Here is a 17,146-nt window from a genome sequence, read left to right on the forward strand (position 1 = left end):
GGGCCGGCGGAGGGGGGCCTGGGTAGCTCGGACGAGTGAACTGGGGGCGGAGGGGAACGGGCGTGCGGCGTGGGGCGTTGTCCGGGCATGAGGATCGAGACGCGTGAGGGATACGAGGGCACGGGACCGGGGGTGATCACCCCGGACGGCTGCGCGGTCGAGGTGTACGCACGGCTGCCGGTGGGAGACGAGCCCGACATCATCGCCGCCGCGGTGCCGGCCGGGGCGCACATCCTGGAGCTGGGCAGCGGCGTCGGCCGCGTCACCCACCCCCTGCTGGAACGCGGCTTCACGGTCACGGCCGTGGACGAGTCCGCCGCCATGCTGGCCCGGGTCCGCGGGGCACGCACGATATGCGGCCCCATCGAAACCCTCGACCTGGGCGAGAAGTTCGACGTGGTGATGCTCGCGTCGTTCCTGGTGCACGCCGGTGACGAGGAGGTGCGCAGGGGCCTGCTGCGCACCTGCGTCCGGCACGTGGCGCGGGACGGCTGCGTGCTCGTCCAGCGGGAGGGCGCGGACCATCACACCGACGTGCCCAGGGAGCGGGTCGATCCGAGCGGCTTCACGGTCCGGATCGCCTCGGTGGAGCCGGCCGGCGAGGGAGTCGACTCGGTCCGCGCGGAGTACGTCTTCCCCGACGCCGTGTGGACCCAGACCTTCCTGTCCAGGCCCCTGACGAAGGAGCAGTTCGAGTCGGCGCTGGCGGAGGCGGGACTGGAAGTGGACACCTATCTGACGCCGGACGGGATGTGGGTGCGGGCGGTGCCGGTGGGATGACCGGGGCCGGACCCGGCCGGCCTGTGGGCGGCCCTTTCTCGCGTCCGCCCGGCCGCGCGGCAGAGCGATGAGTTCCGGGCCCTCGGCCGGTCTACCTGGTGAAAGCAATCAGGACCGCTTCACCAGGAGACCACCATGTCGCAGACCACCGCTCCCGCCGGCTCCCGCTCCACGGCGTCCGCGTCCTCCGCCCGCTCCCGTACGGGTCGCGCGCGTGGGGCCCGGGTCGCGCTGCGGGTCGTGCAGGTGCTGCTGGCCCTGTTCTTCGGCCTCGCGAGCGCCCTGCCCAAGCTCATAGCGCACCCGACGGCCGTCGAGTCCTTCGACAGAATCGGCTGGGGCGACGGGGCCATGTACGCCATCGGCGCGCTCGAACTGGCCGGCGCGGTCGCGCTGTTGATCCCGGCACTGCAGTCCCTGTCGGCGATCGCCCTCGGCGCGCTCATGGTGGGAGCGTTCCTCGTACAGCTCACCGCGTTCGACGGCCGGAACGCGGCGACCCCGCTGATCCTGATCGTCCCCCTCGCCCTGATCGCCTGGACCCGCCGCTCCCACACGACGGCCCTGCTGCGCCCGCTGAACCGCCGGTGACGCGACCGCGGCCGGCTGACCGGCCGTAGCGGGGAAGCGGGCGGCCGTAGCGGACACGTGGCCGTGGGCTCAGGTCGTGCCGCTGCTGTCCGGGGTGCCGGGCACCGTGCTGGTGCTGCTGCCGGTGCCGGTGCCGGTCAGCCGGTGCCGCGGCGTCCGCCACGGCCGCCCGATCCGCCGGTACCCCTGCGACCACCCGCGCCCGACCCGCCAGGACCGCCCGAGCCACCCCGGCCGCCGGAGCCGCCCTGGCCTCCAGGCCCGCCCGGGTTGCCGAAGCCGGCGGAGGGGCCGGAGCCGGCGAGACCGGCGTAGCCGCCGGAGCTGCCGAGTGCGAGGCCGCGGAGGCGTTCGAGTTCGCGGCGGTCGCGCTTGGTGGGGCGGCCGGCGCCCGGGTCGCGGAGACCGGCGGGGGCGACGGCCTCGCGGGGCGGAGGCGGAGGAGAGTTGTCGATGTAGCACTGCGCGGCCACCGGCGCCCCGACCCGCTTGCGGATCAGGCGCTTGACGATCACGACCCGTTCCCGGCCCTCCTGCCGCACCCGTACCTCGTCGCCGACGCGCACCGAGTACGCGGGCTTCACCCGCTCGCCGTTCACCCGCACATGCCCGCCCCGGCAGGCGGCGGCACCCAGGGAGCGGGTCTTGATCAGGCGGACGGCCCAGATCCAGCTGTCGACGCGGACGGTCTCGCCGCCCGCGGGCCCGGCGGCCTCGGCGGCGGCCACCGCGGCGGCGATCCTGGGATCGAGCGGCTGTCCGGCGGGGCCGGGCCCCGCCGCGTCCGGCGCGCCCGGCCCCTCGCCGGTTCCACGGTCCACGCTCTCGTCCGCATCCTCGGAAGCCATGCCCCGACCTTAACGCGCCAAGGGCACGGAGCCGGAAGCGTTTTCCCGGCCGCCACCCGGGCACCCGCGCACCCCGGCCCACCCCGGCCCACGCACCCATCCCCGACTTACGGTGACCGCATGGACAACACCAGCGCCCTCGCCCGGCTGGACCGCCGTGTCGCCGGGTGCCGGGCCTGTCCCCGGCTGGTCGAGTGGCGGGAGGAGGTGGCCCGCACGAAGCGGGCCGCGTTCGCCGACTGGACGTACTGGGGGCGGCCGGTGCCCGGGTTCGGTCCCGCCGACGCCCGGCTGGCGATCATCGGGCTGGCCCCCGCCGCGCACGGCGGCAACCGCACCGGCCGGATGTTCACCGGCGACCGCTCCGGAGACGTGCTCTACCAGGCGCTGTACGACGTCGGGCTCGCCTCCCGGCCCACCTCCGTCAGCGCCGACGACGGCCTGGAGCTGTACGGCGTACGGGTCACCGCGCCCGTGCACTGCGCGCCGCCCGCCAACAAGCCGACGCCCGAAGAGCGCGACACCTGCCGGCCCTGGCTCGTGCAGGAGCTGACGCTGCTCCGGCCGACGCTGAAGGCCGCCGTCGTCCTCGGCGCCTTCGGCTGGCAGGCCGCGCTGCCCGCGTTCGCGCAGGCCGGCTGGACGGTGCCGCGCCCCCGTCCGGCCTTCGCGCACGGCACCCGGGTCGCGCTGGACGGCCTGGACCTCTTCGGCTGCTTCCACGTCAGCCAGCGCAACACCTTCACCGGCCGGCTCACCGCCGAGATGCTGCGGGAGGTGCTGCGCACGGCGGCGGACGCGGCCGGACTGCCGTGAGGAACCGGCACGGCCCCGCTCACCCCTCCACACCGGACCCGGCCGATCGCCCGCTTCAGGGACGCCAGTCGTAGCGGACGTCCGGTTCCCGCTCCTCGTTGCGGCTGCCGTCGGTGAAGTCCACGGCGGTGAAGCCGTGCCGTTCGTAGAAGCGGTGGGCGGGCTTGTTCGCCTGGAACGTCCAGAGGGTGAGCCCGTCCGGGCTGCGTTCCTTGGCCAGCGCGACGAACCGGTCCCCGATGCCCCGCCCGCGCCACTCGGGGTCCAGATACAGCTGGTCCAGCGTCTCCCCGTCCAGCACCATCAGCCCGACCACACCGGCCCCGGCCGCCTCCGCCACCCAGGTCTCCCGCGACGGCACCACGACCTCCCGGAAGTAGTACCGCACCTCGTCGTCGGTGTGCGGGCGGACGACGTCCGGCAGCGCGGTGTGGAAGGACCGCAAGTAGACATCGGCTACGGCACGGGCGTCGGCCGCCACCGCACGGCGCAGCACCACCGCGTCCGCCGCCGGCTCCGGCACCACGGCCGTGGCCGTGATCTCCACGAGCTGGCCGGGGTATCCGAGGCAGGACACGCCGAGCAGCGTGGAGGAGTGCGGGCCCGCGCTCAGTCCCGAGGACTCCACGACCCGCCACACCGCGGACAGCGCCGCGGTGTCGCCGACCACGTACACGTCCGTCACCAGCACATGCTCCAGACCGCTGCCGACGGCCCGCAGCTGCTCGCGCAGGTTGGCGAGCACCTGCTCGGCCTGGCGCACCGGATCCCCCGGGCCCACCAGCTCCCCGTCGGCGGTCAGCGGCACGGCCCCGGCGAGGAACGCGAGCTTCGTGCCGGCCTCGACGACCGAGGCGTGCGCGTAGGCGGGCGGGGGGAACAGGGTGGGGACGGTCACACGCCGGATCACGGAAGCGGCTCCTGAAGGGGGTGGGCGGACGAGCTTCCCGATGATCCGGTCCGCTCGGTGCCGCCCGCATCCGAATTACCGGCGCCGAGGAGACCGCCGGGCGTTGCGTTCATAAAGAAAACGGCCGTCGCCGCAGGTTTCACACCGGCGAAACGTGAGCGTTCCGTTCGCGAGGGGAACGCGATCTACTCTGGAACCACCTCCACCGGCCACCGTCGTCCGAAGGCCCACCCTCGCCCTCGTATGAACAGGAGCCCCGTGTCCCGGCCCGCCGTGCCCGCCGTACCCCCCTGGCTCGCCCACGCCTTCCGCGCCCAGCGCGAACCCGTCCCCTGGAGCGCGGTGTGCCGGGGCGCCCTCGCCGCCGGGCCCGCGCTGCTCGCCGGGATGCTCCTCGGCCGGACGGCGCTCGGGGTGCTCGCCGCCATCGCCGCGATGCTCGTCGGCATCAACGACCGGCCGGGCGGCCGGCGCGCCTCGGTGCGCCGGCTCGGCGTACCCGCGCTGGCCGGAGCGGCCGGACTGCTCGTGGGCACGTACGCCGGGCACGGGCTGGCCGCCGTACCGCTGACCCTGGCGCTCACCGCGCTGGGTCTGGCCGCCGGCGGCATCAGCGCCGTCGGGCCCGTGGCCTCCGCCGCCGGGACCCAGCTGCTCGTCGCCGCCGCCGTCGGCGCCGGGACGCCGGCGGCCGACCCCGGCTGGCAGGGCGCCCTCGCCTTCCTCGCCGGAGCCGGCTGGCTGATCGTGCTGCGGCTCGTCCTGCCCACCCCCGGCTCGCTCGCCGGGGACTTCCGGTTCGACGGGGAGCGGGCCGCGGTCGCCGGTGTGTACGACGCGATCGCCGCGCTCGTCGAGGCCGTGGGCGGCGAGCACGCCACCGCCCGGCGGGCCGCGCTCACCGCCGCGCTCGACCACGCCCAGGACGCCCTCGCAGGACCCCGGCTGCGCGGGCACGCCGGCTCCGCGGCCGAACGCCGGCTGCACGCGCGGTTCGCGGCGGCGCTGCCCCTCGCCGAGGCCGCCACCGCCCTGTGCTGGGCCGGGGAGCCGGTGCCGGCGCGGGCGGCGCAGGGGCCCCGGCGGCTCGCCGCGGCCGTCCGCCGCGACGCCGGCCCCGGCCCGCTGCCCGCTCCGCACCCGACCCGCGCCCGGCTCGGCGCCGCCGAGGAAGCCCCCGCGCTCCCCGCCCTGCGCGCCCTGGACGACGCCCTGCTGCGCGCCGCCGAAGCCTTCGACCGGGGCGACGGCGCCCACCGCGGACTGCTCGGGCGGCGCCGCGGCCCACGGCACGCGCTGCGGGCGGCGCTGGGCGCCGGCGGGCGCGAGTACGGCCTGCGCGTCGCCCTGTGCTTCGGCGCCAGCGCCGGCATCGCCCAGGCCCTGCACCACGCCCGCTGGTACGGGCAGCACGCGCACTGGTACTGGCTGCCCGCCACCGCCGTCTTCCTCGTCAAGCCCGACCTCGGCCCGCTCGCGTCACGGGTGCTGTGCCGGGCCGCCGGTACGGTGCTCGGCGCCCTGGTCTTCGCCGGCCTGGCCGAGCTGCTGCCCCGCCCGGCCGGGCTGATCGCGCTGGTGGCGGTGTGCGGGGCGGTCATACCGGTCGCCACCCGGCACTTCGCGGCGCTCACCGCCGTCGTGACCGTCCTCGTCCTCGCCCTGGTCATGGCCGGTGGCGAACCGCAGGCCTCGCTCAGCCGGATCGGCGAGACCCTGCTGGCCTGCGCGCTGGTCCTGGTGGTGGGGCACCTGCCGATGCCGGGGAAGCGGGGCGGCGGAGTGCGCGACCGGCTCGCGGCGGCCGGCGGCGCGGCCCACGCCTACCTGCGGCACGTCCTGGGCGACCCCGGGGACGGGCACACGGTCGAGCCGGGGGTGCGTGCCGGGCGGTGGGCGCTGCCCGGTGAGCCGCGGAAGGAGCGGTGGGCGCGGCCGGGGCGGTCCGGGGCCGGTGCCGAGCGGCGCGTCTCGTCCGACGGGCCCGGGGACCGTGCCGAGCGGTGGGCGCTGCGCCGGGAGGCCTACCGGACCCTCGCCGAGGCGCGGACCGCCATCGCGGTCGCCGGCGCCGAACTGCCCGCCCTCGCCCGGCACACCGCCGGCACGGACGCCGTCGCCGAGGCGCTCGAACGGCTCGTGGACACCACCACGGCCTGCGCCGTGCACCTCGACGACACCGGGCGGCTCACCCCTCGGCACATCCGCCGGCTGCGGGAGGCGCTGGGGGAGCTGGAGCGGCTGGGGCAGCGGGGCGTACGGATGCCGCTGCCGGCCGCCGCGTAGCCGCACCGGGCCGTCGCCGCCGGGACCCGGACCCGTCGCGGCCGCGGCAAGCCGCCGTAGCCGTACCGGGGCCGTCGTGCCGTACCGGGCCGCCGTGGCCGCACCAAACCGCCGTAGCCGTACCGAGAATTCCCCGTCGGCGCAACGACGGACCCGTACGTTGGTCCCATGAATGACGTGGGGACCCCGGGCGGCTCTCCCGCCGACCTCGTCGTCACCGGCTGTGCCGTCCTGGTGCACGACGACGCGGAACGGATCGGATTCCGCGAGGACGCCGCGATCGTCGTCCGCGACCGGCTGATCGACGCGGTCACCACGGCCGCCGCCGCGCGGGACGTGCCGGCCGTGACGCGGATCGAGGCACACGGACAGATCGCGCTGCCCGGTCTGGTCAACTGCCATACGCACGCCCCGATGGTGGCCCTGCGCGGGCTCGCCGAGGACCTGCCGACGGAGGAGTGGTTCAACGACGTCGTCTGGCCCGTCGAGACCAACCTCACCGAGCGGGACGTGGCACTGGGCGCGCGGCTGGCCTGCGCCGAGATGATCCGGGGCGGGGTGACCTGCTTCGCCGACCACTACTTCCACATGGACACGGTCGCCGACGTCGTCGCCGAGTGCGGACTGCGCGCGCACCTCGGCGAGGTGTACTTCTCCGGCCAGGGGCCCCGGGGCCGGGAGGCGTCCCTGGACTTCGCGCTCCGCCGGCGCGGCACCGCCGAGGGCCGTATCACCACCGCCCTCGCCCCGCACGCCCCCTACACCGTCACCGACGGCGACCTCGCCGCCACCGCCGAACTCGCCCGCGCCCACGGTCTGCCCGTCCACATCCACGCCGCCGAGAACCGCGACCAGACCGACACCAGCCTCGCCCGGCACGGCCGCACCCCCATCGAGGTCCTCGACCGCGCCGGCCTGCTCGGCATCGACCTGCTCATCGCCCACGGCACCGGCATCCTGGGGCGGGACCTGCCGCTGCTGGAACGCACGGGCGGCCGTACGGCGGTGGCCACCGCCCCCCGCGGCTATCTGAAGTTCGCCTGGCCCACCACCACTCCGGTACGGGCCCTGCGCGCGGCCGGCGTCCCCGTCGGCCTCGCCACGGACGGCGCCGCCTCCAACAACTCCCTCGACGTGTGGGAGGCCATGGCGCTGACGTCCCTGATCCAGAAGTCCGCCGAGGGCGACCCGCGCTGGCTGACCGCCCGCCAGGCCTTGCACCACGCCACCTCGCAGAGTGCCCGCGCGGTCGGCCTGGGAGACCGGATCGGCTCCCTCGCGCCCGGCCGGTGCGCCGATCTCGTCCTCGTCGACCTCACCGGCCCGCACACCCAGCCGGTCCACGACCTCGCCGCCACCCTGGTGCACAGTGCCCGCGCGGCCGACGTCCGTACGACGATCGTCGACGGCCGCGTCCTGATGCGGGACCGTGTCCTGCTCACCCTCGACGTGGAAGACGTCGTACGGGAGTTGACGGACCGGCTGCCCGGACTGACCGCGCGCGGCCACGGACGGCGCATCCAGCGGTACGACACCTGACCCGGCCGTCCACCGGAACGCGGCGGTCATCGGGGCCCGCCGAGACTGGCCGAAAAACTCCCCCTCCGTCGCGATGAGTTCCGCGCCCGCCGACGGTCAGCACCCCGAACGGACCGTCGGACAGGAGGGCTGGGATGTCGTTTCCGGAGATCGTCTCGCGCGAGCGGTGGCGCGCGGCGCGCGAGGAGTTGCGGCGCAAGGAGGACGCGGTCAGGCGGGCGCGCGAGGCCCTGGACGCCGAGCGCCGGAAGCTGCCCATGGTCGAGGTCGACCCGGAGTACGTCTTCGAGGGCGGCGACGGCAAGGCCACCCTCCTCGACCTCTTCGAGGGCCGGGCCCAACTCGTCGTCCAGCACTTCATGTTCGCGCCGGAGTGGGAGACCGGCTGCCCGTGCTGCGCGGCCTTCCTGGACCAGATCGGCCACCTCGCCCACCTGCGCGCCCGGAACACCGCCTTCGCGGCCGTCTCCCGGGCGCCGTTCACCCGGATCCTGCCGTTCAAGGCGCGGATGGGCTGGGCGGTGCCGTGGTACTCCTCGGCGCACAGCGACTTCAACCGTGACTTCCAGGCCACCGTCGAAGCGGACGGCGAACCGGTCGAACGCCCGGGCGTCAGCTGCTTCCTGCGCGACCACGACCGGGTCTTCCACACCTACTCGCTGTACGACGACGGGCTGGACGTGCTGGGCACCACCGCGGCCCTGCTCGACCTCACCGCGCTCGGCCGCGACCCCGCCGGCAGCGACCGGCTGCGGCTGCACGACGAGTACGACTTCTGACGACTCCCGGCGGGCGTACCGGGGCCGCTACCCGGCGTGCGGTCCGTGTCGGCAGGTGAACGGATCCTCACGGTCCGCGCCGAACCGGTGTCGGCTAGGTCTCAGTACCGTCACCGGGCGAGGCGTTCCCCTCTCCAGGGCGTTGACTCCTTACACGTACGACGTTTCTGGAGGTGCGAGATGGTGAACGGGCGAACCGTGCTCGAATGCTTTCCCGCCGGTGGTCCGCGCGGCTCCTGGCCCGCGGAGGAGTTCGCCCACGCACGACGGATGGAGGGCCTGCCCGCCGAGGTCGTCATGGACCTCGCGACGGACACCTTCCTGGTGATCGTGCGCGGTGGCGGGACGATCGAGTGAGCCGGTCGGGCGGGGCGGGGGAGAAGTACGGGGCGTGAGGAGGTGCGCGGGGGCGCCTGGGTGTACGGGGGCTTCGCGGGGCGTGCGCGGCGCAGGAAAGGCGTGCGGGGTTACGCCGATGCCGCCCGCGACCAGTCCGGAGCCGTACCCGTCACCCGGCACAGGGCCAGGTACAGCGGGATCGGCGGGGTGTACGGGACCGTGCCCGCCGGGTGGTGGATCAGCCGGGCGGAGCCGGTGACCAGGGCACCCGCCGTGTAGCGGGCCGGAGAGGGCCAGGGCAGGGCGTAGTCGGAGTCCGACGGCACGATCCACCACCACTGGGAGCCGTCGGTGTACACGCAGCCCACCCGCGGCAGCAGGGGCGCGACGAGCGGGCCGAGGCGGTCGGGCACGGCCACGGCGTCACAGCCGAGCGGCGCGGTCATGCCGTCCGGCAGCGGCAGCCGGTGGCCCGGTCGCGGTTCCGGGCCCGGCCGCCGGCGTTGCAGCCGGATGAGCGTGTCCAGGCCGAGGGCGTTCTCCTGGCCGTCACCGATACCGCGACCGGGTCCGGCGGCGGCCGTCACGGCCGCTCCCGGTGACGGCGCTGTTCGGGCGCGCGGTACGGCCGCTGCTCCGGCGCCGTGTGGGGCCGTCGCTCGGTGGGGGCGGGGCCACCGTCGCGGTGCTCGGGGAGCGAGGGATCGCGGTGCCGTCCCGCCTCCCGGTCCGCCGTGGCCTGCTGGTCCTCGCCGGAGTCGTCCGGGCGGCCCGGCTTGGGGCGGGCGCCCCAGCCCAGGTCGGCGCGCGGTTCGGCCGGATCCCCGGCGGTATCGGCGGTGCGGGGCAGTTCGGCCCAGACCAGCAGGCCGGGGCCGTGCTCCTGGGCGCCCCAGGCCCGGCACAGCGCGTCGACGAGAAGCAACCCCCTCCCGTGCTCCTCGTCGGGTCGCTGCGGGGACGGGTGGGGCTCGCCAGGAGCACAGCCCTCGTCTTGGACGGCTATGCGGAGCATGTCGTCGTGGTCGTGCAGCTCGCACACGACGCGGCTGCTCGCGGTGTGCACGATGGCGTTGGTGACCAGCTCGGAGACGACCAGGGCCGCGCTGTCACAGGTGTCCGCGCAGACCGACCAGCCGGACAGCCGGGCCTGGGTCAGACGTCTCGCCCGGGCGACGGAACCGGGGTGGGCGGCCAGCTCGAAGCGGAACCTGCGGCCGGTCGCGCCTCCCTGGAGGGACGCCCCCTCCACCAGGCCCGAACCGGCTCGCGCGGGGATACCCCCCTCGGCGCCACGACCGGCACGGCCGGCGGCGTCTGTTCCTAAAGGCGCGGACGGAATCACGTCTGCCACTATCGCCGCGGCGCGGACACTTGGCAAGAGTCACTCTGAAAAATGCAGAGTGTTGTGGACTCTGTCAGGGAGCGTGGCACACTGCTCGCAACAGCACCTCGCGCGGCGCCAATTGGAGTCGTCGGAGACCGGACCCGGTCTTCGAATGAACTTTCGAGTGGCGCCGCAGGGCTGTCGGGAAACTTTCGGTGGAGGCTTACGGTGGAGGTGGGAGCGTGAGCGAACCGCGGTCCGCGCCGACGGTGGGCCAGGTGGTCCTCGGCCGGCGCCTGCAGGACCTGCGGGAACGCGCCGGGCTGAAGCGCGAGGAGGCCGCCCGGGTCCTCCACGTCGCCCCCGCCACCGTCCGCCGCATGGAGACGGCGGAGGTCGCCCTCAAGATCCCGTATCTGCAACTGCTGCTGAAGGCCTACGGCGTCCCCGACGACGAGGCCGACGTCTTCGTCCGGCTGGCCGAGGAGGCGAACCGGCCCGGCTGGTGGCAGCGGTTCCACGACATCCTGCCGGGCTGGTTCTCGATGTACGTCAGCCTGGAGGGCGCGGCCGCCCTCATCCGCTCCTACGAGCCGCACTTCGTCCCCGGCCTGCTCCAGACCGAGGACTACGCGCGCGGCGTGCTGAAGTCCGGCGCCATCGGCCAGACCAGCCCGGACGACATCGAACGCCATGTCGCCCTGCGCATGCAGCGCCAGGAGTTGCTGACCCGGTCCGACGCCCCCCGCTTCTGGGCGGTGATGGACGAGACCGCGCTGCGCCGTCCGGTCGGCGGCCCCGAGGTGATGCGCGCGCAGATCGACAAGTTGCTCGAGGCCACGGAGTCGGCCCATGTGACGCTCCAGGTCGCCCCGTTCGCCAACGGGCCGCACCCGGGGACGTACGGGCCCTTCGTGCTGTTCCGATTCGCCATGCCCGAACTGCCGGACATGGTCTACAGCGAGTACCTGACCGGCGCCGTCTATCTGGACGCGCGCACCGAGGTGGCGACCCACCTGGAGGTCATGGACCGCATGGCGGCGCAGGCCGCTACGGCACAACGCACGAAGGAGATCCTCCGGGATCTCCGCAAGGAGCTGTGAATGGACCGCATCACGCCCCGCGGACGCGTCTACAACGGCATGCCCGCGCGGGAGTTGGGCAGCGAGGGGTGGCACAAGCCCTGGAGCGGCGGCAACGGCGGGAACTGCCTGGAGGCGATGAAGCTCGCCGACGGCCGGATCGCCGTGCGCCAGTCGACCGATCCGGACGGGCCGGCGCTGATCTACACCATGGACGAGATGACCGCGTTCATAGAGGGCGCCAAGGCGGGGGTGGCCGACTTCCTGCTGTCCTGAACGCACCGGCGGCCCGGCCCGGTACCCCGTCGAAGTCTCCGGACACCTGGCTCGACTCGCCTGTCATGACCCCGACTTGTCCGTAGTCCGCGACCGGCACGCCACAGCCCGCCACGCGGAGTCCGCCCGCCTCCTCGCCGGCCTGGTCCTGATCACCGCAGGTCTCCTCCGCCGCGGGCGCGCCGCCCGGGAGTACGGGACTCATCCCGGCGCAAGCACCTCGCACAGCGCCTCCAGCGCCGCCCCGTAAGCGTGCTCGGCCGGGGTCGCGTACCCCACCACCAGACCGTCGCCGGCCGTCGTCGGGGCGTCCGGATGGCGGAACGCGGCGAGGCCGTCGAGGGCGACGCCCCGCCGCTCGGCGGCCTCCAGCACCGGCCCTTCCGCGCCGGGCGGCAGCCGCAGCACCGCGTGCAGCCCCGCCGCGATGCCCGTCACCTCGATGTGCGGCGCCCGCTCGGCCAGCGCGCCGACGAGGCGGTCCCGCCGGCGCCGGTACCGCTGCCGCATCCGCCGCACATGACGGTCGTACGACCCGCCGGCCACGAAGTCCGCGAGCGCCAACTGGTCCGGCACGCTCGCCCATCCCTCCCGCTCGCCCTTCGCCGCCAGCACCGGCTCCACGTACCGCTCGGGCAGGACCATCCAGCCGAGCCGCAGCGCCGGCGACAGGCTCTTGCTGACCGACCCGATGTGGATCACCCGCTCCGGATCGAGACCCTGGAGCGCGCCGACGGGCCGGCGGTCGTAGCGGAACTCGCCGTCGTAGTCGTCCTCCAGCACCACCGCGTCCCGCGCGCGAGCCCAGTCGATCACCGCCGACCGCCGCTCCGGACGCAGCGGTCCGCCGGTCGGGAACTGGTGCGCGGGCGTCAGCAGCACCGCCCGCTCACGCCCGAGCGCCGCCACCCGCGCCCCGTGCTCGTCCAGCGGCAGCGGTACGGTGCGCACGCCGGCCGCCGCGAGCAGGTCCCGGTGGAAGCCGAGACCGTACGCCTCCACGCCCAGCGGACCGCGCAGCACCGCGCCTCCGGCCGGTCCGCCCGGCGTGTCCCGGCCGAAGAGAAGCCGCAGCGCGTGCGCGAAACCCGAGCAGATCACGATCCGGTCCGGCTCGGCGCGCACCCCGCGCGCGCGTGCCAGGTACTCCGCCAGCGTCTCCCGCAGCTCCCGGCGACCGGCGGGATCGCCCGGCCCGAACGCCTCGCTCGGCGCCGCCTGGAGGGCCCGCCGGTACGAGGCCGACCACGCCGCGCGCGGAAAGGCCGACGCGTCCGGTGTGCCCTGCCGCAGATCGTGCCGCGGGCCCCGCGCGCGTGACGGCGCGTGCGCCGGCGCACGCACGGCCCGGCGCGGCGGTCGCGCCCGCTCGGCGACCCGGGTACCGGAACCCTGCCGGGCGGTCAGCCAGCCCTCCGCGACCAGTTCCGCGTACGCGTCGGCCACCGTGTTGCGGGCCACGCCCAGGTCCACGGCGAGCGACCGGTACGGCGGCAGCCGGGTGCCCGGGGCCAGCCGGCCACCGCGCACCGCATCCCGCAGCGCCCGGGTCAGCGCGGCCCGCCGGCCACCCGGCCCGGACAGCTCCAGATGCAGGTCGACGCCGATCCGCTCCGCCGAATTGACCCACGATTCCGCCATGGAAATGCACCCTACAACCGGTCTTTCCGCCTCCTACGGTGGAGCACATGACGACGGACACGCACACCACCACCAGCACCTTCGACCCCACCGCCGGGATCGCCGCCGCCGAGGCCGCCCGCACCCGCCTGGACTTCGCGAAGGCCGCGCCCGAGGTCAACCGCGCGATCATCCGCCTCGACGCCGCCGCCCGCGCGGGCCTCGACCCGGCCCTGGTCGAACTGATCCAGATCCGCGCCTCCCATCTCAACCACTGCGCCTACTGCCTGCACATGCACACCAACGACGCCCGCAAGGCCGGCGAGAGCGAGGACCGGCTCCACCTGGTCGCCGTCTGGCGCGAGGCCCGGCACTTCTTCACCCCGAAGGAGCAGGCCGCGCTGGCCCTCACCGAGGCGGTGACCCTGATCGCCGACGGCGGCGTCCCGGACGCCGTCTACGCCGAGGCCGCAGCCCACTTCGAGGACAGTGAACTGGCCCGGGTCCTGTCCCTGATCCTCACCATCAACACGTGGAACCGCGTGGCCCTGGCCACGCAGAAGACGGCGGGCACGGACGAACGCACCGGCTGACGCGGCGGGGCGTGCGCCCTGCGGGATGGTGCCGGCGGGCCTGCCGGCCGGGCGGCCGTGGGGCCAGGACGCGGCCGGGGGCGCCGCCGATCAGACGGTCATCGGCCGGTCCGTGGGCGCGATCGGGGCCGGGAGCCGGGAACTTCCCGTCAGATAGCGGTCCACGGCCGCCGCGACCGCCCGGCCCTCCGCTATCGCCCACACGATCAGCGACTGCCCGCGTGCCGCGTCGCCCGCGGCGAACACACCGGGGACACCGGTCGCGAAACCGTCGTCCCGGGCGAGCGTGCCGCGCGGCCCCAGCGCCAGCCCCAGCTGCTCGATCAGCCCGTCGCGCCGGTCCGGTCCGGAGAATCCCAGGGCGAGCAGCACCAGGTCGGCCGGGAGCGCCCGCCCGGTGCCCGGCCGCGGAAGCCGCCGCTCGTCGACCTCCACCAGGTGCAGGGCCCGCACATTCCCCCTCTCGTCTCCCGTGAAGCAGAGCGTGGACGCCGCGAACAGCCGTGCGTCCGCGTCCGCCGCGGGCGCAGTCCGCAGCTCCCGCGCCTCCTCGTGCGCGGCCGACAGCCGGTAGATCTTCGGATAGGTCGGCCACGGCTCGCTGTCCTCGTCGCGTTCCGCACCCGGCTGGGCGTAGATGTCCAGCTGCGTGACGGACGCGGCGCCCTCGCGCACCGCCGTGCCCAGACAGTCCGCCCCGGTGTCTCCGCCGCCGACGATCACCACGTGCTTGCCGGCGGCCGACAACGGCGAGACCTCCAGATCCCCCTCGCACACCCGGTTCGCCAGCGGCAGATACTCCATCGCCTGGTGTATCCCGCGCAACTCCCGCCCCGGCACCGGAAGTTCCCGCCACGCGGTGGCTCCCGTGGCGATCACCACCGCGTCGTACCGGCTCCGCAGCTCCTCCGCCGGGACATCCCGGCCGACCGTCGTAGAGGTACGGAACTTCGTCCCCTCGGCCAGCATCTGCCCGACCCGCCGCTCCAGATGCCGCTTCTCCATCTTGAACTCGGGGATGCCGTACCGCATCAGCCCGCCGATCCGGTCGTCCTTCTCGTACACCGCGACCGTGTGCCCGGCCCGGGTCAGCTGCTGCGCCGCGGCCAGCCCGGTGGGCCCGGAACCGATGACGGCGACCGTCCTCCCGGAGAGCCGCTCGGGCGGCCGGGCCGGGGTGAAGCCCTCCTCCCACGCCCGGTCGGCGATCGCGCACTCCACGTTCTTGATGGTGACGGCCGGCTGGTTGATCGCCAGCACACACCCCGCCTCGCACGGCGCCGGGCACAACCGGCCGGTGAACTCGGGGAAGTTGTTGGTGGCATGCAGCCGGTCGCTCGCGGCCCGCCAGTCCTCCCGCGCGACCAGGTCGTTCCACTCGGGGATGAGGTTCCCGAGCGGACAGGCGTGGTGGCAGAACGGGATGCCGCAGTCCATGCAGCGGTCGGCCTGCTCGCTGATGATCGGCAGCAGCGCTCCGGGGACGTACACCTCGTCCCAGTCCCGCGCCCTCTCCTCGACGGGCCGTCGCGGCCACTCCTGGCGCGGTGTGGTCATGAACCCCTTGGGATCGGCCATGGCGTCTTCCTCGCGTACGGGGCACCACAGGCGCCGGGTGTACGAAGGTCCGTGCGTCGTCGGGCAGCACTCCTGCGGCCACGATACGTCCCCGGAGGCGCCCGCGCAGAGCGGCGGACAGCGCTTTCTGCACCGCCCGGCCGACGAACACGACCAGCGGAACGGGCCGCACGACGGCTACGGCGATCCCTCCCGTCACCACGCCACCCTCCCCGCGAGACAGAACCCGCTTCCTCACCGCTCCCTCCGCAGCTCGCACCCTCACCGACCTCGGCCTCCCACCGCCTCGCGCAACACGCTCCGCACACAGCCGGCCCGATCCGGTGCCGTCCCCCGGCACCCGTCATCGGCAACTGGCCCTACGACGTCCCCGCCTGCCGTACGCCCGCCGAGGCCGTGGAGATCGCCGCCTCCTCGGGCACCACTCCCTTCGGCCAGTGTCCGCCCGACCGTGCCGCGTCCGACCCGCCCGCCGTCCCGCACCGACCTGTGCGCCGCGATCACCCGGACCCGCTCGGCGCGACAACCGGGGCACAGCCGGCGGATCTCCGCCGCGACCACTGCCGTGAACCGCCCGTCGCCCGACAGGTGCCCGGTCCCGGACGGTCTCGTCGGGCCGCCGGGCCACCCGGCATCATGGGGGCCGTGCGACTCGAAGCGATCACCTGGGACCGGTTGGCCGAGCGGCTCGCCGACCGGCTGGCCGACGCGGCGCCGGCCGACGGAGGGGCCTGGCCGCGCGTCGGTATCGACGGCGCCCCGGCCGCTCGGCCGGAAGACCTCGCCACGCGTGTCGGCGAAGCGCTGCGCGTACGCGGCCGTCCCTCCCTCGTCATCGGCACCGAGGGCTTCCTGCGCCCGGCCTCGCTGCGCCTGGAGCACGGCCGGCGGGACGCCGAGTCGTACTACAGCGGCTGGTTCGACACGGGCGCCCTGTGGCGGGAGGTCTTCGGCCCGCTCGATCCCGGGGGCAGCGGGCGGATCCTGCCCGACCTGTGGGACCCGGTCACCGACCGGGCCACCCGCAGCCCCTACGTCCACCTCCCGCCCGGCGGGATCCTGCTGCTCCACGGCCCCCTCCTGCTGCGTCACTGGTTTCCCTTCGATCTGACCGTGCATCTCCTCCTCTCCGCGGGCGCCCTGCGCCGCCGTACCGCCGAGGCCGACCACTGGACCCTCCCCGCCTTCGAGCGCTACGAGGCCGAAGCCGATCCGGCCGGCACGGCGGACGTCCTGGTCCGCGCCGACGACCCGCGCCACCCCGCGTGGAGCGGCTGATCCGAGCGTGGCGTTCCCGGATTCACCCTGATGATCCAGTCAGCCCTTTTATATGCGCGCGCATGCAACTAGGGTGCTGTCATGACGACCCCACCCGCTGCCCCCGTCACCTTCGACGACTCCCTCCGCGCCCTGCTGGACGGCAAGAACTTCGCCAGCGTCGCCACGCTCGGCCCCGACGGTGCCCCGCAGAACTCCGTGGTCTGGATCAAACGCGAGGGCGACAGCGTGCTCTTCTCGTCCGTCGAACGCCGCCAGAAGGTGCGCAACCTCCGCCGCGACCCGCGGATCAGCCTCTCCGTCTTCGACCTGGCGAACCCCTACCACTCGGCCGAGATCAGAGGCGTCGCCGAGATCCTGCCGGACGAGGAGAAACAGCTCCCGCGCGAGCTGTCCCACAAGTACCTCGGCATCGACCCGCCGGCCGAGAAGGACGACGAGATCCGAGTGATCGTCAGGCTCGTCCCGCGGAAGATCGTGTCCTTCTCGGCCTGACCGGGCGGC

At 74.7% G+C, this 17,146-nt stretch carries 18 protein-coding genes and 1 pseudogene; 12 read left to right on the forward strand and 7 right to left on the reverse strand.

Annotated elements, in window-relative coordinates; all coding sequences use genetic code 11:
• The first annotated feature begins 87 nt into the window (after positions 1-87).
• Positions 88-780, forward strand: coding sequence for a class I SAM-dependent methyltransferase (locus SCK26_RS27970; RefSeq protein ID WP_318204101.1), 693 nt, complete (start codon positions 88-90; stop codon positions 778-780).
• Positions 781-915: 135 nt separating this feature from the next.
• Entirely contained in the window at positions 916-1,371 is a 456-nt protein-coding gene (locus SCK26_RS27975) for a DoxX family protein (protein ID WP_318204102.1), read from the forward strand.
• A gap of 137 nt (positions 1,372-1,508) precedes the next feature.
• Here SCK26_RS27975 and SCK26_RS27980 read toward each other — a convergent pair whose 3' ends face one another.
• Positions 1,509-2,219 carry an RNA-binding S4 domain-containing protein gene (locus SCK26_RS27980; protein WP_318204103.1) on the reverse strand — a complete coding sequence of 237 codons (711 nt, stop codon included), beginning with the start codon at positions 2,217-2,219 and terminating at the stop codon, positions 1,509-1,511.
• 120 nt (positions 2,220-2,339) lie between these two features.
• Between SCK26_RS27980 and SCK26_RS27985 the strand changes: the two genes are divergently transcribed.
• The gene (locus SCK26_RS27985; protein WP_318204104.1) at positions 2,340-3,035 is read left to right on the forward strand and encodes a uracil-DNA glycosylase; all 696 of its coding nucleotides are present in this window, start codon (positions 2,340-2,342) and stop codon (positions 3,033-3,035) included.
• A gap of 55 nt (positions 3,036-3,090) precedes the next feature.
• Here SCK26_RS27985 and SCK26_RS27990 read toward each other — a convergent pair whose 3' ends face one another.
• Together SCK26_RS27990 and SCK26_RS27995 are read right to left on the reverse strand one after the other, a co-directional pair.
• Positions 3,091-3,558, reverse strand: a complete 468-nt coding sequence (locus tag SCK26_RS27990) for a GNAT family N-acetyltransferase (RefSeq protein ID WP_318206110.1) — start codon at positions 3,556-3,558, stop codon at positions 3,091-3,093.
• 57 nt (positions 3,559-3,615) lie between these two features.
• A pseudogene (locus SCK26_RS27995) lies at positions 3,616-3,945 on the reverse strand (RidA family protein); the annotation flags it as partial.
• A 243-nt stretch (positions 3,946-4,188) separates the two neighbouring features.
• On the opposite strand from SCK26_RS27995, the gene SCK26_RS28000 reads away from it, so the two are divergent.
• From SCK26_RS28000 to SCK26_RS28015, 4 genes are all read left to right on the forward strand, one after another.
• On the forward strand, positions 4,189-6,231 hold the full coding sequence (locus SCK26_RS28000) for an FUSC family protein (RefSeq protein WP_318204105.1): 2,043 nt from the start codon (positions 4,189-4,191) through the stop codon (positions 6,229-6,231).
• 168 nt (positions 6,232-6,399) lie between these two features.
• Positions 6,400-7,770 (forward strand): amidohydrolase, encoded by a 1,371-nt coding sequence (locus SCK26_RS28005; protein ID WP_318204106.1) that lies wholly within the window; start codon positions 6,400-6,402, stop codon positions 7,768-7,770.
• 134 nt (positions 7,771-7,904) lie between these two features.
• A complete protein-coding gene (locus SCK26_RS28010) occupies positions 7,905-8,549 on the forward strand; it encodes a DUF899 domain-containing protein (protein ID WP_318204107.1) in 645 nt (214 codons plus the stop codon).
• Between the two features lie 180 nt (positions 8,550-8,729).
• The gene (locus tag SCK26_RS28015) at positions 8,730-8,906 is read left to right on the forward strand and encodes a hypothetical protein (protein WP_318204108.1); all 177 of its coding nucleotides are present in this window, start codon (positions 8,730-8,732) and stop codon (positions 8,904-8,906) included.
• Between the two features lie 110 nt (positions 8,907-9,016).
• On the opposite strand, the gene SCK26_RS28020 is transcribed toward SCK26_RS28015, so the two are convergent.
• Together SCK26_RS28020 and SCK26_RS28025 are read right to left on the reverse strand one after the other, a co-directional pair.
• Positions 9,017-9,475, reverse strand: a complete 459-nt coding sequence (locus SCK26_RS28020) for a hypothetical protein (RefSeq protein ID WP_318204109.1) — start codon at positions 9,473-9,475, stop codon at positions 9,017-9,019.
• Complete coding sequence (locus SCK26_RS28025) at positions 9,472-10,269, reverse strand: ATP-binding protein (RefSeq protein ID WP_412080788.1); 798 nt, start codon at positions 10,267-10,269, stop codon at positions 9,472-9,474. The genes SCK26_RS28020 and SCK26_RS28025 overlap by 4 nt, the downstream gene beginning before the upstream one ends.
• 188 nt (positions 10,270-10,457) lie before the next feature.
• On the opposite strand from SCK26_RS28025, the gene SCK26_RS28030 reads away from it, so the two are divergent.
• The gene (locus SCK26_RS28030) at positions 10,458-11,318 is read left to right on the forward strand and encodes a helix-turn-helix transcriptional regulator (protein ID WP_318204111.1); all 861 of its coding nucleotides are present in this window, start codon (positions 10,458-10,460) and stop codon (positions 11,316-11,318) included.
• Positions 11,319-11,573 (forward strand): DUF397 domain-containing protein, encoded by a 255-nt coding sequence (locus SCK26_RS28035; RefSeq protein WP_030605199.1) that lies wholly within the window; start codon positions 11,319-11,321, stop codon positions 11,571-11,573.
• A 201-nt stretch (positions 11,574-11,774) separates the two neighbouring features.
• Here the strand turns inward: SCK26_RS28035 and SCK26_RS28040 are convergent, their stop codons facing one another.
• The gene (locus SCK26_RS28040) at positions 11,775-13,214 is read right to left on the reverse strand and encodes a PLP-dependent aminotransferase family protein (RefSeq protein ID WP_318204112.1); all 1,440 of its coding nucleotides are present in this window, start codon (positions 13,212-13,214) and stop codon (positions 11,775-11,777) included.
• A 47-nt stretch (positions 13,215-13,261) separates the two neighbouring features.
• On the opposite strand from SCK26_RS28040, the gene SCK26_RS28045 reads away from it, so the two are divergent.
• A complete protein-coding gene (locus tag SCK26_RS28045) occupies positions 13,262-13,786 on the forward strand; it encodes a carboxymuconolactone decarboxylase family protein (protein ID WP_318204113.1) in 525 nt (174 codons plus the stop codon).
• Between the two features lie 90 nt (positions 13,787-13,876).
• Here SCK26_RS28045 and SCK26_RS28050 read toward each other — a convergent pair whose 3' ends face one another.
• Complete coding sequence (locus SCK26_RS28050; RefSeq protein WP_318204114.1) at positions 13,877-15,364, reverse strand: glutamate synthase subunit beta; 1,488 nt, start codon at positions 15,362-15,364, stop codon at positions 13,877-13,879.
• A gap of 645 nt (positions 15,365-16,009) precedes the next feature.
• On the opposite strand from SCK26_RS28050, the gene SCK26_RS28055 reads away from it, so the two are divergent.
• Both SCK26_RS28055 and SCK26_RS28060 read left to right on the forward strand, forming a co-directional pair.
• Positions 16,010-16,642, forward strand: coding sequence for a uridine kinase (locus tag SCK26_RS28055; protein WP_318204115.1), 633 nt, complete (start codon positions 16,010-16,012; stop codon positions 16,640-16,642).
• 81 nt (positions 16,643-16,723) lie between these two features.
• Entirely contained in the window at positions 16,724-17,137 is a 414-nt protein-coding gene (locus SCK26_RS28060) for a PPOX class F420-dependent oxidoreductase (RefSeq protein WP_318204116.1), read from the forward strand.
• Positions 17,138-17,146 lie beyond the last annotated feature (9 nt).

The organism is Streptomyces sp. SCL15-4, assembly GCF_033366695.1.
In the GTDB taxonomy this organism is placed as follows: domain Bacteria; phylum Actinomycetota; class Actinomycetes; order Streptomycetales; family Streptomycetaceae; genus Streptomyces.

What these genes read in the sequence shown, in the direction of transcription:
- SCK26_RS28060 (WP_318204116.1), top strand. Translation starts at nt 16,724, where the DNA reads ATGACGACCCCACCCGCTGCCCCCGTCACCTTCGACGACTCCCTCCGC.
- SCK26_RS28010 (WP_318204107.1), top strand. Translation starts at nt 7,905, where the DNA reads ATGTCGTTTCCGGAGATCGTCTCGCGCGAGCGGTGGCGCGCGGCGCGC.
- SCK26_RS27980 (WP_318204103.1), bottom strand. Translation starts at nt 2,219, where the DNA reads ATGGCTTCCGAGGATGCGGACGAGAGCGTGGACCGTGGAACCGGCGAG.
- SCK26_RS28045 (WP_318204113.1), top strand. Translation starts at nt 13,262, where the DNA reads ATGACGACGGACACGCACACCACCACCAGCACCTTCGACCCCACCGCC.
- SCK26_RS28005 (WP_318204106.1), top strand. Translation starts at nt 6,400, where the DNA reads ATGAATGACGTGGGGACCCCGGGCGGCTCTCCCGCCGACCTCGTCGTC.
- SCK26_RS27985 (WP_318204104.1), top strand. Translation starts at nt 2,340, where the DNA reads ATGGACAACACCAGCGCCCTCGCCCGGCTGGACCGCCGTGTCGCCGGG.
- SCK26_RS28050 (WP_318204114.1), bottom strand. Translation starts at nt 15,364, where the DNA reads ATGGCCGATCCCAAGGGGTTCATGACCACACCGCGCCAGGAGTGGCCG.
- SCK26_RS27970 (WP_318204101.1), top strand. Translation starts at nt 88, where the DNA reads ATGAGGATCGAGACGCGTGAGGGATACGAGGGCACGGGACCGGGGGTG.
- SCK26_RS28000 (WP_318204105.1), top strand. Translation starts at nt 4,189, where the DNA reads ATGAACAGGAGCCCCGTGTCCCGGCCCGCCGTGCCCGCCGTACCCCCC.
- SCK26_RS28015 (WP_318204108.1), top strand. Translation starts at nt 8,730, where the DNA reads ATGGTGAACGGGCGAACCGTGCTCGAATGCTTTCCCGCCGGTGGTCCG.
- SCK26_RS28040 (WP_318204112.1), bottom strand. Translation starts at nt 13,214, where the DNA reads ATGGCGGAATCGTGGGTCAATTCGGCGGAGCGGATCGGCGTCGACCTG.
- SCK26_RS28035 (WP_030605199.1), top strand. Translation starts at nt 11,319, where the DNA reads ATGGACCGCATCACGCCCCGCGGACGCGTCTACAACGGCATGCCCGCG.
- SCK26_RS27975 (WP_318204102.1), top strand. Translation starts at nt 916, where the DNA reads ATGTCGCAGACCACCGCTCCCGCCGGCTCCCGCTCCACGGCGTCCGCG.